Origin of the sequence: Gottfriedia sp. NPDC056225 (assembly GCF_042267765.1) — a bacterium.
Taxonomy (GTDB): domain Bacteria; phylum Bacillota; class Bacilli; order Bacillales; family Bacillaceae_G; genus Gottfriedia.
The window spans coordinates 33,436-47,063 of record NZ_JBHJTJ010000001.1 but is presented as its reverse complement, the minus strand read 5'-3'; the positions used below and the strand labels follow the sequence as shown (position 1 = coordinate 47,063).

General features: G+C 34.7%; 16 protein-coding genes and 1 tRNA gene. 16 read left to right on the top strand and 1 reads right to left on the bottom strand.

Annotated elements, in window-relative coordinates; genetic code table 11:
* Nucleotides 1-61 precede the first annotated feature (61 nt).
* From ACFCYN_RS00230 to ACFCYN_RS00210, 5 genes are read left to right on the top strand one after another with little or no spacing between them, the layout of a single operon-like run.
* On the top strand, nt 62-520 hold the full coding sequence (locus tag ACFCYN_RS00230; RefSeq protein WP_098118715.1) for an NUDIX hydrolase: 459 nt from the start codon (nt 62-64) through the stop codon (nt 518-520).
* A 28-nt stretch (nt 521-548) separates the two neighbouring features.
* Nucleotides 549-1,433 carry an RNase adapter RapZ gene (rapZ, locus tag ACFCYN_RS00225; protein WP_172446260.1) on the top strand — a complete coding sequence of 295 codons (885 nt, stop codon included), beginning with the start codon at nt 549-551 and terminating at the stop codon, nt 1,431-1,433.
* Entirely contained in the window at nt 1,433-2,401 is a 969-nt protein-coding gene (locus tag ACFCYN_RS00220; protein ID WP_172446259.1) for a gluconeogenesis factor YvcK family protein, read from the top strand. The genes rapZ and ACFCYN_RS00220 overlap by 1 nt, the downstream gene beginning before the upstream one ends.
* Before the next feature lie 38 nt (nt 2,402-2,439).
* The gene (gene whiA / locus ACFCYN_RS00215; RefSeq protein ID WP_098118712.1) at nt 2,440-3,390 is read left to right on the top strand and encodes a DNA-binding protein WhiA; all 951 of its coding nucleotides are present in this window, start codon (nt 2,440-2,442) and stop codon (nt 3,388-3,390) included.
* Nucleotides 3,391-3,410: 20 nt separating this feature from the next.
* A complete protein-coding gene (locus ACFCYN_RS00210) occupies nt 3,411-3,668 on the top strand; it encodes an HPr family phosphocarrier protein (RefSeq protein WP_025568719.1) in 258 nt (85 codons plus the stop codon).
* A gap of 85 nt (nt 3,669-3,753) precedes the next feature.
* On the opposite strand, the gene clpP is transcribed toward ACFCYN_RS00210, so the two are convergent.
* Nucleotides 3,754-4,347, bottom strand: a complete 594-nt coding sequence (clpP, locus tag ACFCYN_RS00205) for an ATP-dependent Clp endopeptidase proteolytic subunit ClpP (protein ID WP_025568718.1) — start codon at nt 4,345-4,347, stop codon at nt 3,754-3,756.
* Between the two features lie 371 nt (nt 4,348-4,718).
* On the opposite strand from clpP, the gene ACFCYN_RS00200 reads away from it, so the two are divergent.
* From ACFCYN_RS00200 to ACFCYN_RS00150, 11 genes are all read left to right on the top strand, one after another.
* Nucleotides 4,719-6,158 (top strand): 6-phospho-beta-glucosidase, encoded by a 1,440-nt coding sequence (locus tag ACFCYN_RS00200; RefSeq protein WP_375946818.1) that lies wholly within the window; start codon nt 4,719-4,721, stop codon nt 6,156-6,158.
* A 175-nt stretch (nt 6,159-6,333) separates the two neighbouring features.
* Nucleotides 6,334-6,406, top strand: a tRNA-Arg gene (locus ACFCYN_RS00195).
* A gap of 194 nt (nt 6,407-6,600) precedes the next feature.
* Nucleotides 6,601-6,756: a hypothetical protein gene (locus tag ACFCYN_RS00190; RefSeq protein WP_375946816.1), complete on the top strand. Its 156-nt coding sequence runs from the start codon at nt 6,601-6,603 to the stop codon at nt 6,754-6,756.
* A gap of 308 nt (nt 6,757-7,064) precedes the next feature.
* Nucleotides 7,065-7,358, top strand: coding sequence for a DUF6509 family protein (locus ACFCYN_RS00185; RefSeq protein ID WP_172446255.1), 294 nt, complete (start codon nt 7,065-7,067; stop codon nt 7,356-7,358).
* Nucleotides 7,359-7,695: 337 nt separating this feature from the next.
* Nucleotides 7,696-7,998, top strand: a complete 303-nt coding sequence (locus ACFCYN_RS00180) for a PTS sugar transporter subunit IIB (RefSeq protein ID WP_098118709.1) — start codon at nt 7,696-7,698, stop codon at nt 7,996-7,998.
* A 43-nt stretch (nt 7,999-8,041) separates the two neighbouring features.
* Nucleotides 8,042-9,397 carry a PTS sugar transporter subunit IIC gene (locus ACFCYN_RS00175; protein ID WP_375946814.1) on the top strand — a complete coding sequence of 452 codons (1,356 nt, stop codon included), beginning with the start codon at nt 8,042-8,044 and terminating at the stop codon, nt 9,395-9,397.
* Nucleotides 9,398-9,422: 25 nt separating this feature from the next.
* Nucleotides 9,423-9,740 (top strand): PTS sugar transporter subunit IIA, encoded by a 318-nt coding sequence (locus ACFCYN_RS00170; protein ID WP_375946812.1) that lies wholly within the window; start codon nt 9,423-9,425, stop codon nt 9,738-9,740.
* Nucleotides 9,741-10,142: 402 nt separating this feature from the next.
* Nucleotides 10,143-10,445 (top strand): PTS sugar transporter subunit IIB, encoded by a 303-nt coding sequence (locus ACFCYN_RS00165; protein WP_098118706.1) that lies wholly within the window; start codon nt 10,143-10,145, stop codon nt 10,443-10,445.
* A 45-nt stretch (nt 10,446-10,490) separates the two neighbouring features.
* The gene (locus tag ACFCYN_RS00160) at nt 10,491-11,846 is read left to right on the top strand and encodes a PTS sugar transporter subunit IIC (RefSeq protein WP_172446252.1); all 1,356 of its coding nucleotides are present in this window, start codon (nt 10,491-10,493) and stop codon (nt 11,844-11,846) included.
* A 22-nt stretch (nt 11,847-11,868) separates the two neighbouring features.
* Nucleotides 11,869-12,189 carry a PTS lactose/cellobiose transporter subunit IIA gene (locus tag ACFCYN_RS00155; RefSeq protein WP_172446251.1) on the top strand — a complete coding sequence of 107 codons (321 nt, stop codon included), beginning with the start codon at nt 11,869-11,871 and terminating at the stop codon, nt 12,187-12,189.
* 71 nt (nt 12,190-12,260) lie between these two features.
* The gene (locus ACFCYN_RS00150) at nt 12,261-13,598 is read left to right on the top strand and encodes a 6-phospho-beta-glucosidase (protein ID WP_172446250.1); all 1,338 of its coding nucleotides are present in this window, start codon (nt 12,261-12,263) and stop codon (nt 13,596-13,598) included.
* Nucleotides 13,599-13,628 lie beyond the last annotated feature (30 nt).

The following is a 13,628-nucleotide window of genomic DNA, read 5'->3' as shown; positions in this document are numbered from 1 at the left end:
ATAATATAGATTGGGCAGTTTCAACCAACTGCAAGTCGAAATTGTAAGTGAGGTATAAAAAATGCAAAGAGTTACACATTGTGTTTTGTTAAATGAAAATAATATCCTCTTGCTACAAAAACCTAGAAGAAACTGGTGGGTTGCACCCGGCGGCAAGATGGAGCCAGGTGAAAATATTAGAGAAGCAGTTGTACGAGAATATCGTGAAGAAACAGGTGTTTACTTAAAAAACCCAAAATTAAAAGGTGTTTTTACAATTATTATAGAAGAAGATGCTAAGGTAGTGAATGAGTGGATGATGTTCTCATTTTTAGCTACCGAGTATGATGGTCAAAATCAAGATGAATGTGAAGAAGGCATTCTTCGCTGGCATGCAATAGATGAAGTGAAGAAACTTCCTATGGCTGAAGGTGATTATCACATTATTGATTATTTACTTCAAGGTACAGAAATCTTGCATGGTACCTTTGTATATACGCCAGATTTTGAATTATTAAGATATCGATTAAATCCTAGTTAACCTAAATTCATAGAAAGGGTTGAATTAAATGCCTGCAAAATCACATGTGAAAATGGTTATAATAACTGGAATGTCAGGTGCTGGAAAGACTGTTGTTGTTCAAGCGTTAGAAGATATCGGTTATTTCTGTGTTGACAATCTTCCTCCGGCTTTACTTCCAAAATTTGTAGAGCTATTAAAGGACCCAGATCATAATACAACGGATAAAGTTGCTCTAGTAATGGATTTACGAGGAAGAGAATTCTTTGATCAATTAGGGAATTCGTTAGATCAATTAATGTCTACTCCTTCGATCATCCCTCAAATATTATTTTTAGATGCAACGAATGCTGCTCTTGTTACTCGCTATAAAGAAACGCGTCGTTCACATCCACTTTCTCCAACTGGTTCTCCGTTAAAAGGAATTGAGATGGAGCGCACACTTTTAGCGGATGTAAAAGGACGTGCACAATTAATTTATGATACTTCAGATTTAAAACCTAAAATACTAAGAGAAAAAATAATAAAACAGTTTAGAGAAAATGAGCAAGAAGGTTTTTCAGTAAATATTCAGTCATTCGGTTTTAAGTATGGCATACCGATTGATGCGGATTTAGTATTTGATGTACGCTTTTTACCAAACCCATTTTATATTGAATCAATGCGTCCACTAACAGGTTTAGATGAAGAGGTCTCCTCTTATGTACTTAAATTTAATGAGACAACTGAGTTTATGCTGAAATTAATTGATTTAATTAGTTTTATGTTACCTCAATACAAAAGAGAAGGTAAACGTCAGTTAATAATTGCGATTGGATGTACAGGTGGACAGCATCGCTCTGTTACTCTAGCGGAGTATTTAGCTAACTACTATAAGGACCAATATGATACGAATATTAGCCATCGAGATGTTGAAAAAAGGAGCCATAAGTAATGGTTAGCCAACGTTCGAAAATAGTAATAATTGGAGGCGGAACGGGTTTATCTGTTTTAGTTCGTGGGTTGAAAAAACATCCCGTTGATATTACCGCAATTGTAACTGTCGCAGATGACGGTGGAAGTTCTGGACGATTACGTGATGAATTAAAAATTCCACCCCCTGGTGATGTAAGAAATGTATTGGCCGCATTATCTGATGTGGAACCGATGTTGGAAGAATTATTCCAACATCGATTTGCTACATCTGGAGACCTTTCTGGACACTCACTTGGGAATTTAATGTTAAGTGCAATGACTGCCATTACAGGCGATTTTTATCGTGCAATCATTGAAATGAGAAGAGTATTAAATGTAAGAGGGAAAGTTATTCCAGCTGCTAACCAAAGTGTTGTATTAAAAGCGGAACTAGAAGATGGCACAATTGTTTCGGGTGAATCTAAAATCCCGTATTCAGGTAAAAAAATTAAGAGAGTATTTTTAGCTCCAAGTAATGTTGAACCTTTAAAAGAAGCCATTGATGAAATAGAACGAGCAGATTTAATTGTAATTGGACCAGGTAGCTTATACACGAGTATTCTACCAAATCTATTAGTTACTAAAATTGGGAAGGCAGTTGTAGCCTCAAAAGCTAAAAAAGTATATGTATGTAATGTTATGACTCAAGCTGGTGAGACATTGCATTATACGGCTAGTGATCACGTAAAAGCTTTGTATGAACACTTAGACTCAAGCTTTATCGATACGATTATCGTAAATGAAGGTACAATGCCAAAGAACATTTTAGAACTTTATAAAGAAGAACATGCTCAACAAGTAAAACCGGATTTGAATGAGCTAAATGCTTTAAAACTAGAAGTCGTTCATAAGTCAATCGTTAAATATGATGATAATGTAATCAGGCATGATACTGTAAAGTTAGCAGAAATTTTATGTGACCTTATCCCGACTAAAATAAAAGAATAATGAAAAATATTTAGTGTTCGAAGGAGGGGGTGATTCAAATGTCCTTTGCATCAGAAACGAAAAAAGAGTTAACAACAATAGAAATTAAAGATTGTTGTTCAAAATCGGAACTGTCTTCTTTAATTCGTATGAACGGTTCATTATCATTTGCAAATCGCCAATTTATTGTAGATGTAGTTACTGAAAATGCAGCTATTGCTAGAAGAATATATGTATTAATTAAACGTGTTTATGATGTGGACGTTGAATTACTCGTTCGTAAAAAAATGCGTCTTAAAAAGAACAATGTCTATATTGTTCGAATAAAAGAAGAAGCTAAGCATATTTTAAATGATCTTTATATAACAGGCGAAGGGTTTACTTTTACGAATGAAATAGCAAAAGAACTAATTGAAAAGAAGTGTTGCAAACGCTCCTACTTAAGAGGTGCTTTTCTAGCTGGTGGTTCAGTGAATAATCCAGAAACATCTTCATATCACTTAGAAATTTTTTCGCTTTATAAAGAGCATACAGAAGAAATTTGCCGTCTAATGAATGAATTCGGGTTAAATGCGAAGACATTAGAGAGACGAAAAGGCTATATCACTTATTTAAAGGAAGCAGAAAAAATCACTGAGTTTTTAAACATTGCTGGTGCTCATTCAGCCTTATTAAGGTTTGAAGATATCCGTATTGTAAGAGACATGAGAAACAGTGTTAATCGTCTAGTAAATTGTGAAACTGCGAACTTAAATAAAACAATTAGCGCAGCCTTCAGACAAATTGAAAATATTCGTTATATCCAAAGCTCCGTCGGATTAGATATATTACCGCCAAAGCTCCGTGAAATTGCTGAACTTAGAGTAGCGTATGAGGATGTAACATTAAAAGAATTAGGAGAAATGGTTTCTAGCGGTGCAATTAGCAAATCCGGAATTAATCATCGTTTACGTAAAATTGATGAAATTGCTGATAAGCTAAGAGCAGGGGAACCAATAAAAATAAAATAAATAAGTTAAGAGGTAAAAAAATGATTGAGAAAAAAGGGAGAGTACTATTAGAAACTGGAATACAGGCTCGTCCAGCGGCACAATTTGTTCAAGTCGCTACAAGATTTCGTTCAGAAGTATTACTAGCATATAAAGGTAAACAAGTGAACGTAAAAAGTATTATGGGCGTTATGAGTCTTGCTGTACCACATGGAGAAGAAATAGTAATTACTGTTACTGGTGACGATGAAGTTGAAGCAATGGAAGCAGTAATGGACTTTATTGGAGAAGAAATTTAATGTTATTGGGCATTCACATAGATGGATGTCCAATTTTTTTATACAAAAAAAACTAGCCGGAAAATCACGACTAGTTTTTTAATTATTATTTAATAGCTGCAGTATTAGAAATTACTTTATCAATTAATCCGTATTCTAAAGCACGGTCTGCAGTCATAAAGTTATCACGCTCAGTATCACGCTCAATCGTATCTAATGGTTGACCAGTACGATCAGCAAGAATTTTGTTTAATTTATCGCGTAAGAACAAGATACGTTTAGCTGCAATTTCGATTTCAGTAGCTTGACCTTGAGCACCACCTAATGGTTGGTGAATCATAACTTCTGCATTCGGAAGAGCATATCTCTTACCTTTTTCCCCAGCAGATAATAAGAAAGCACCCATTGAAGCAGCCATACCAATACAAATTGTAGATACTTGAGGCTTAATGAAATTCATCGTATCATAAATAGCCATACCAGCAGTAATACTTCCTCCTGGGCTATTAATGTATAATGAAATATCCTTATCTGGATCTTCTGCTGCTAAAAATAAAAGTTGTGACACGATCGAGTTAGCTACGTTATCATCGATTGCACTACCTAACATGATTATGCGGTCTTTTAAAAGACGAGAGTAAATATCATACGCACGCTCACCACGACTTGTTTGTTCAATAACTGTAGGGATTAAATTCATTTTTTCTCCTCCTTGTTTAAACAATAGATTGATTAATACAATAATACCTTTAAGGTCAGAAAAGGTCAAATAAAAGAGATGCTTTATTTATGTATTCTTTAACCTAAAAAAAATTGACCTTTTATAACATATTGATTATCTAATACTTCAACATCATTAACGACTTTTCCTATTATTAAACGTAACTTTATTTAGATTTTCTTTTGAGTAGTATAAATTCTAATAAACTACGAAGAGCAGGAGAGTAGGACTAGATATAGAAAAGATTCTAAAAGGATTTTTTTTAAGTAAAATTCAATTTCTTCAGGAATGCTTCTTAGAAAATACAATCGAGTTAAAGTAGACAAAGTTACTAGAGGAGGAGATCCAAATTGAATAAGTTACATTCCGCATTTCCAACAAATTTTCTTTGGGGTGGTGCAATTGCAGCAAACCAAGCAGAGGGTGCTTACTTAGAAGGTGGTAAAGGGTTAACAACTGTAGATTTATTACCGACTGGTAAAGAACGATTTTCGTTTATGTTAGGGAATATAGACTCTTTAACATTAAAAGAAGGAGTTTACTATCCTTCACATGAAGCAATTGATTTCTACCATCGTTATAAAGATGATATTGCACTGTTTGCTGAAATGGGATTTAAATGTTTAAGGTTATCAATTGCATGGGCAAGGATTTTTCCTAACGGAGATGAAGAATTACCAAATGAAGAGGGTCTCCAATTCTATGATGATGTTTTTGATCAGTTATTAAAATATAATATTGAACCAGTTGTCACGACTTGCCATTTTGATGTGCCAGTCCATTTAGTAGAGAAATACGGTAGTTGGAAAAATAGAGAAATGATCAACTTTTATGAGAGGTATACAAGAACTATCTTTGAAAGATATAAAAACAAAGTTAAGTATTGGATGACATTTAATGAAATAAACATGCTATTACATGCACCTTTTATTGGAGCAGGTATTATTCTTAAAGAAGGTGAGGATAAAGACCAAGTTCTTTACCAAGCGGCACATCATCAACTTGTAGCTAGTGCTTTAGCTGTAAAAGCATGTCATGAAATTATTCCAAATAGCCAAATTGGCTGTATGCTAGCGGCGGGTGCAACATTTCCATATACTTGTCATCCAAACGATGTATGGAACTCAATGGAAAAAGACCGAGAATCCTATTTTTTCATTGATGTTCAATCAAGAGGGGAATACCCTGGGTATGCTAAACGATATTTCAGAGAAAATGATTTACATATAGTAATGGAAAAAGATGATGAAGAGCTATTAAAAAATAACACAGTGGACTATATCGGTTTCAGTTATTATGCAAGTCGTTGCGCTAGTACTGACCCGGAAGTATTAAGTCAATTAACTGAAGGAAATATCTTTGCCTCTATAAAAAATCCATACTTAAAAGCCTCAGAGTGGGGATGGCAAATCGATCCTAAAGGATTACGAATAACATGTAATCAATTATACGACCGTTACCAAAAACCATTATTTATTGTGGAAAATGGCCTAGGAGCAATTGATGTAATTGAAGACAACGACACAATTAATGATGACTACCGAATCAATTATTTAAACTCACATTTTAAAGAAATGTCCGAAGCGATCCAAGACGGTGTCGAAATCATTGGCTACACAAGCTGGGGACCAATTGATCTTGTAAGTGCAGGAACCGGTGAAATGAAAAAACGCTACGGATATATATACGTAGACAAAGACAACGAAGGAAAAGGTACATTAAAAAGACTCAAGAAAAAAAGCTTTTACTGGTACCAACAAGTCATCAAAACAAACGGTGAAAACCTATAAAATGGTAACTAAAGAAGAGGATGCACCCAAAGCGCATCTTCTTCTTTTTCATACTCTTAGAATATTTTCATACCCAAAAACAGACCTAAAACATTGCAGTCAGAACTTTCTAAAGATATAATTGACCTAGGACTAACCAATACAAAATATATCATGTACCTTTATAAGAAATTATGCGTTCGTAGCTCAGTGGATAGAGCATCGGTTTCCGGTACCGTGTGTCGCAGGTTCGAATCCTGTCGAGCGCGCTAAAAAGTAAAAAGCCGATTGATATAATCTGTTTAAAAACAGAAGTTATATCAATCGGCTTTTATTTTTTTCTACTGATAATCCTCCTTCTTCTAACCTACAACTAAAGATGTAATAAAACTCCATCCAATGAAGAATGGGTTCCTTTACCTTACTGTCATATATTTAAAGTAAGAAAAAGGAGGCTTTCAAAATGGATATAAATTCATGGTTTTTCGAGGAACTAGCAAAATTCAATAAAGAAGAAATGGAAAATGAACTAAAATTCAAGGAAACATATAAACTGTATTCAACAGTTAAAAAGAAAAAATACTGTATCGACCTGAAAATCATTAAATTCTGTATATAAAATTGAGGATGTTTAACGCCAAAACAATACTAAGGATAATAGTGTCGCGTGATTCTAAATGATTTGGCATGAGGTTCTTAATAGCTTGAATTTTTTTCCTCTACCATTTTTCAAAAATATATGTTATATTACTTATTGCGATGAGCTAATTTGAGTAAGACGAGAGATATGCGCAAGCTAAACGCGCGGATGTGGCCGCCCGGTCTCTCGCCTCAAACGCATCAAGACGTCTGCTGCGGCAGGCGTCTTTCTTTTTGTTCATTTCTTTGTGTATAATAGTACATATTAATATTGAAGGGAATGTTTTTGTGTTAACTATTGCAGAATACACTGTAGAAGAAATAAAAGATCCATTTGGCATTATTGAAGGGGATCGATATGAGTTTATTCTTTATATCGATGTACCAGAGGATGATGAATTATATAATGAAAAAGGGATATACATAAAAGTACTTTTTGGAGTAAATGGTGCCCAGTCTAGATTAATTAAATACGATTTGTTCGAGGCTGAATCAAATAGTTATTTAGATTTTGATTTAGAAGAAGATGAAGAAAAAGAAGTATTCGAATTTTGTAAAGCTCATTTGACAGTTGAAGAATAATTTTAATGTGTTGTTGTATAACACACTTTCGGTTTGATAAGGGTGTTTCGCATTAATTCGCCAACACACTACTATCTTTTAGCTAACACAGTACGATTTATGGCTACACACAAATGAAACACTAAAATTTAATAAAAATGATTAGTTTTAAAAACCTTGATTTCTCAAGGTTTTTTTATTGGATTTTGAAATAAATAGATTTTTTAGAAAATTGGCACAGATTTTGCAATACTTAAATTGATTATAAAACTTGTCCTTGTATCGCGTAATTCTTTTGTCATTATTTGTAAAAATGTAAGCGCTACAATGGTCGGGTAAATTTTGCAGGAGGTGGAGAATGAATATTCTATTAGTATGTTCAGCAGGTATGTCAACTAGTCTACTGGTCACAAAGATGGAACAAGCAGCAAAGGCAAAAGGTATTCAGGCCAACATATGGGCCGTTGCTGGTGATGAAGCGAAAGAAAATTTAGCTAAAGCGGATGTATTACTACTTGGACCACAGGTTCGTTATCTTGCCTCAGAGATGAAGAAGCTGGCTGAACCTAAGGGGATTCCAGTAGATACTATTAATCCGGTACATTATGGATTGATGAATGGTGAAGCTGTGTTAGAAATGGCTTTAAATTTGAAAAAATAAAACGGGGTATTAAAAATTTAGAGAGAAAAGAAGGTGTATCAGAATGATGAGTTTTGCTGAAAAGTATATAATGCCTGCAGCAGCGAAGTTTGGAAATCAACGTCATTTGCTAGCTATCCGTGATGCGTTAATTGGTATGATTGCAATTACGATGATTGGAGCATTTGCGACTTTAATTAATAACTTAGGTGGAGCAATCCACGGCTACGATCACATGATGGAAACTGTCTTCGGTGCTAACTGGAAAACATTAGGCGGCGATATTTGGTGGGGAACTTTTGCATTTATGACCGTGTTTGCAGTTGTAGGGATTGCCTATAAATTAGCACGTTCTTATGGCGATGAAGGTTTTGAAGCTATGCTTGTTGCACTAGCATGTTATTTTGTACTTGTTCCACAATCATTAGCTGCAGTATCTGTTACGTTAGATGGAGGCAAAACAGCTACAGGTGGTACTTGGGGATTCATTAGCTGGAATTCATTAAACTCAACAGCTTTATTTACAGGTATTATCGTAGCGATTGTTGCAACTGAAATTTTTGTACGATTAGCTAGAGTAAAGCAATTAGTTATTAAATTACCTGATGGTGTTCCACCGGCAGTATCGAAAGCGTTTGCAAAACTATTACCAGGTATGCTAACAATCTTCATTGTAGCTTTAGTTGGTTTATTATTTAGATTATATATTTCGGACGGAGTATTCTTTAATGATTGGTTAAACTCAGTTCTTGTAAAACCATTAACTGATGCAGCTGATTCATTAGGATTTGCAGTTGCTATTGCATTCTTTGTTCATTTCTTCTGGGCACTAGGACTACATGGTCCAAATATTTTAGGTGGTATTACGACACCATTATTAACAAGTTTAGGAAATCATAATATTGACTTATACGCAAAAGGAGTTACTGATTTAGATAAGTACTCAATTTTAGCAGGTCCATTCTTAGATGCATTCGTGTATATGGGTGGGTCAGGAACAACAATTGGTTTAATTATAGCGATGTTTATCGTTAACCGTAGACGTCATAAACAGATGATTGCTTTAGGTACACCTCCTGGATTATTTAATATTAATGAACCAATCATTTTCGGTTTACCAATTGTATTAAATCCAGTATGGTTAGTACCATTTATCCTTACTCCAATTGTATTAACAATTATTTCTTATTTAGCTGTTCAATCGCATATCGTATTCCCAGTTGTTTCAACTATTCCATGGGTAACTCCACCGGTTATTGGAGGATATTTAGCAACGGGTGGTCATTGGAGCGGAGCAGTTTTATCATTAGTTAACGCAGTAATCTCTGTTATTATTTACTTACCATTCGTAGTAGTTGCAGAAAGAATGGAAGCTAAAAGATCAACAGAAACTTCGAGTAGTAACTCATTAAATGTTTAATAGAATGTAAAGGAGAAGAGTGCAGATGCCTACCGACACAAACAATGAACAAATTGCATTTCAGCTTATACTACATTCAGGTAATGCTAAAAGTTTATTAATGGAAGCGATGTATAAAGCTCGAGAGGGGGAGTTTGAGGAAGCTCGTAAGAAAGTAAGCGAAGCGAATGCAGAACTTAGGCTGGCTCATCATTCCCAAACTTCACTTATACAAAGTGAAGCGGGCGGGCAACACTATCAAATTAATGTTCTTTTAGTGCATGCACAAGATCATTTAATGAACACTCTTACAACAAGGGACTTAGTGGAAGAGATTATATACTTGCATGAGAAAATTTCATAATGAACAAAAGTGGTGTAGACAAGTTCTACACCACTTTTTTGTTCTATAAAAGTATCTAATTTAAGAAGGATTCAATAGAGTTTTAAAACACTAAACTATTTGTGTGTCTATTTTGTGACACACTAGCGTGAAATCAACACACTAATTAGTTTTTAGAAAAATTATCAATTTTATACAACACACTAAGAAAATTAAGCTGCAGGCTTGAAAGGTTTAGAAAAAACATTAATATTTTAAATCCTTCTAGGACAAGGACTTTAAGATGAAAATAAATATTTTTAAAGTAATGATAAAAAGTTGGCACGCCATTTGCTATATAAAGAGTGTACAAAATAAAAAAATTGGTAGTTGCTTAATAAAAATTGTAAGCGCTACACATTAACTGATACTGGAGGAATTATAATGAATATTTTATTAGCTTGTTCAGCAGGAATGTCTACTAGTTTACTAGTAACTAAAATGGAGGATGCAGCAAAAGCAAAAGGAATTGAAGCGAAAATTTGGGCAGTATCAGGTGATGCTGCAAAAGAAAATTTAGATAAAGCTGATGTTCTTTTATTAGGGCCACAAGTACGATATTTAGCTTCAGAGATGAAAAAAGTTGCAGAGCCAAAAGGAATCCCAGTTGATGTGATCAATCCAGTACATTATGGACTGATGAACGGTGAAGCTGTTTTAGAATTAGCTCTTAGCTTAAAAAAATAGCATTGATTGTTGCATGAATTATTAACAAAAAGGAGCATTGAAAAAATGATAAATTTTGTAGAAAGATATATAATGCCAGCTGCAGCAAAGTTCGGTAACCAACGTCATTTGTTAGCAATACGTGATGCGTTAATCGGTATGATTGCCATTACAATGGTAGGTTCGTTTGCAGTTTTATTTAATAATCTAGGCGGAGCGATAAAAGGCTACGACAAGATGATGGAAGCACTCTTTGGACTAAATTGGAAGACACTAGGTGGAGACATTTGGTGGGGAACATTCGCATTTATGACAGTTTTTGCAGTTGTAGGGATTGCATATAAATTGGCTCGCTCATATGGTGATGAGGGATTCGAAGCAATGCTTGTAGCGTTAGCATCATATTTTGTGCTAGTGCCACAAACTTTAAATGCTGTGACAGTTACATTAGAAAATGGAAAAACAGCTACAGGTAGTGTTTGGGGATTAGTAAACTCAACATATACTAATTCAACTGCACTATTTACTGGAATAATCGTCGCAATTATCGCAACAGAAATTTTTGTCCGCTTATCTAAAGTGAAAAAATTAGTAATTAAATTACCTGATGGTGTGCCACCAGCAGTTTCTAAAGCATTTGCGAAACTGTTACCAGGTATGCTAACAATTTTGGTAATCGCAATTGTTGGTTTGTTATTCAGATTATATTTATCTGATGGAGTATATTTTAATGATTGGTTAAGCTCAGTGCTTGTTAAGCCATTAACAAATGCTGCTGACTCATTACCATTTGCAATTGGTATCGCATTCTTTATTCATTTCTTCTGGATGCTTGGCCTACATGGACCAAATATTTTAGGTGGAATTACAACACCATTATTTACAGCTTTAGGGAATGAAAATATTGATTTAGCAGCAAAAGGTGTTACTAAGTGGAGTGAATACAATGTAATGGCTGGTCAATTCTTTGATGCATTTGTTTTCTTAGGTGGATCAGGTGCTACGATAGGGTTAATCATTTCAATGATCTTAATTAATAGAAAACGTAATAAACAAATGATTGCATTAGGAGGAGCACCAGGTTTATTCCAAATTAATGAACCAGTTCTTTTCGGATTGCCAATCGTATTAAATCCAATGTGGTTAATTCCATTTATAGGTACACCAATTATATTAACAGTTATATCATATTTAGCGATTTCTTTTGAGTGGGTACATCCTGTAACGACAAGTATTCCTTGGGTAACTCCACCAATTCTAGGTGGTTGGTTAATTACAGGTGGACATTGGACAGGTGCAGCTTTAGCCGCATTTAACTTAATTGTTTCAGTGGTCATCTATTTACCGTTTGTTGCACTTCAAGGACGAATGGAAGCTAAAAAAATGAGAGAAGCAGCAAATAATCAAAGTGCTGCTATGTAACACAGTTTGAGGAGGATACGAAATGAGTACTTTAATGACGATCGAGCAAACAGCAGTTCAATTAATCTTACACGCAGGAAACGCAAAAAGCTCATTGATGGAAGCGATGCAAGCTGCTCGAGCGGGTAATTTAGAAGAAGCAAACAGTAAGATTGAAGAGGCAAAAGTAGAATTAAATCATGCTCACCATACACAAACTTCATTAATTCAAAGTGAAGCACGTGGAGAGAATGTTCAGTTGAGTATTTTATTAATTCATGCCCAAGATCATTTAATGAATGCACTAACAATGAGAGATTTAGTAATGGAAATTCTTTTCTTACATGAAAAATTAAACAAATAAGAGTAAGTAGAAAAGTAGTTTTTTAGAATGAACGAACTACTTTTCTCTATTAAATAGAGGGAGTGAAGAAGATGAGAAACGGTATTAAAATAGCAACAATTGGTGGCGGTTCAAGTTATACTCCAGAATTGATTGAAGGATTTATTAAACGTTATGATGAGTTACCTGTTAGGGAGCTATGGTTAGTAGATATTGAAGAAGGTAGAGAAAAACTTGAAATCGTAGGAAGTCTAGCAAAGAGAATGGTAGAAAAAGCGGGAGTTCCTATGGAAATTCATTTAACACTTGATCGTCGCGCTGCTCTAAAGGACGCTGATTTTGTTACTACTCAGTTCCGTGTAGGATTACTTGAAGCTCGTATGAAAGATGAGCGAATTCCATTAAAATATGGAGTTATTGGTCAAGAAACAAATGGTCCAGGTGGTCTGTTTAAAGCACTTCGTACAATTCCGGTTATTTTAGATATTGTAAAAGATATCGAAGAACTTTGTCCGAATGCTTGGTTAGTGAACTTTACGAATCCTACGGGCATTTTAACTGAAGCGATTTTAAGATATACAAACTTCCGTAAAGTGGTAGGTTTATGTAATGTACCAATTCATATTCATATGAATATAGCAAAAGGTCTAGGTGTAAGTCCTGAGCGTGTCCATATAGATTTTATGGGATTAAATCATATGGTTTACGGAACGAAAGTATTGTTAGATGGTGAAGATGTTACAAGTCGTGTTGTAAGTGAGTTTGCAAGACCTACTGAAAGTATGACGATGCAAAATATTAAGGCAATGGATTGGAATCCAGATTTCATTGAAGCACTTGGAGCTATTCCTTGTCCATATCATCGTTACTACTATCAATCTAAAGTAATGCTAGAGGAAGAACTAGAGGCTGCGAAAAAAGATGGTACCCGCGCTGAGGTTGTAAAAAAATTAGAAGAATCATTATTTGAATTATATAAAGATCCTAATTTAAGTATTAAGCCACCACAATTAGAAAAGCGTGGGGGAGCATATTACAGTGATGCTGCATGTCGATTAATATCATCTCTATATAACAATAAAGGTGATATTCAACCTGTTAACACAATGAATAATGGGGCGATTGCTTCTATTCCAGACGACTGTGCAGTTGAAGTAAGTGCAGTCATTACAAAGGATGGCCCTAAACCACTTTCAATGGGTGACTTACCAGTTGCTGTACGTGGTTTAGTTCAACAAATTAAATCATTTGAGCGAGTTGCTGCAGAAGCTGGTGTAACTGGCGATTATAAAACTGCTTTACTTGCAATGTGTATTAATCCACTAGTTGGATCTGATAGTTTAGCAAAACAAATTCTAGATGAAATGTTAGAAGCGCACAAAGAGCATTTACCTCAATTTTTCAAAAACGAAAAAGTAGCAGCGAATTAACGTTTTAATCGATTAAAGAGAGGGATGTAG

What these genes read in the sequence shown, in the direction of transcription:
- ACFCYN_RS00230 (WP_098118715.1), top strand. Translation starts at nt 62, where the DNA reads ATGCAAAGAGTTACACATTGTGTTTTGTTAAATGAAAATAATATCCTC.
- rapZ (WP_172446260.1), top strand. Translation starts at nt 549, where the DNA reads ATGCCTGCAAAATCACATGTGAAAATGGTTATAATAACTGGAATGTCA.
- ACFCYN_RS00220 (WP_172446259.1), top strand. Translation starts at nt 1,433, where the DNA reads ATGGTTAGCCAACGTTCGAAAATAGTAATAATTGGAGGCGGAACGGGT.
- whiA (WP_098118712.1), top strand. Translation starts at nt 2,440, where the DNA reads ATGTCCTTTGCATCAGAAACGAAAAAAGAGTTAACAACAATAGAAATT.
- ACFCYN_RS00210 (WP_025568719.1), top strand. Translation starts at nt 3,411, where the DNA reads ATGATTGAGAAAAAAGGGAGAGTACTATTAGAAACTGGAATACAGGCT.
- clpP (WP_025568718.1), bottom strand. Translation starts at nt 4,347, where the DNA reads ATGAATTTAATCCCTACAGTTATTGAACAAACAAGTCGTGGTGAGCGT.
- ACFCYN_RS00190 (WP_375946816.1), top strand. Translation starts at nt 6,601, where the DNA reads ATGGATATAAATTCATGGTTTTTCGAGGAACTAGCAAAATTCAATAAA.
- ACFCYN_RS00180 (WP_098118709.1), top strand. Translation starts at nt 7,696, where the DNA reads ATGAATATTCTATTAGTATGTTCAGCAGGTATGTCAACTAGTCTACTG.
- ACFCYN_RS00175 (WP_375946814.1), top strand. Translation starts at nt 8,042, where the DNA reads ATGATGAGTTTTGCTGAAAAGTATATAATGCCTGCAGCAGCGAAGTTT.
- ACFCYN_RS00170 (WP_375946812.1), top strand. Translation starts at nt 9,423, where the DNA reads ATGCCTACCGACACAAACAATGAACAAATTGCATTTCAGCTTATACTA.
- ACFCYN_RS00165 (WP_098118706.1), top strand. Translation starts at nt 10,143, where the DNA reads ATGAATATTTTATTAGCTTGTTCAGCAGGAATGTCTACTAGTTTACTA.
- ACFCYN_RS00160 (WP_172446252.1), top strand. Translation starts at nt 10,491, where the DNA reads ATGATAAATTTTGTAGAAAGATATATAATGCCAGCTGCAGCAAAGTTC.
- ACFCYN_RS00155 (WP_172446251.1), top strand. Translation starts at nt 11,869, where the DNA reads ATGAGTACTTTAATGACGATCGAGCAAACAGCAGTTCAATTAATCTTA.
- ACFCYN_RS00150 (WP_172446250.1), top strand. Translation starts at nt 12,261, where the DNA reads ATGAGAAACGGTATTAAAATAGCAACAATTGGTGGCGGTTCAAGTTAT.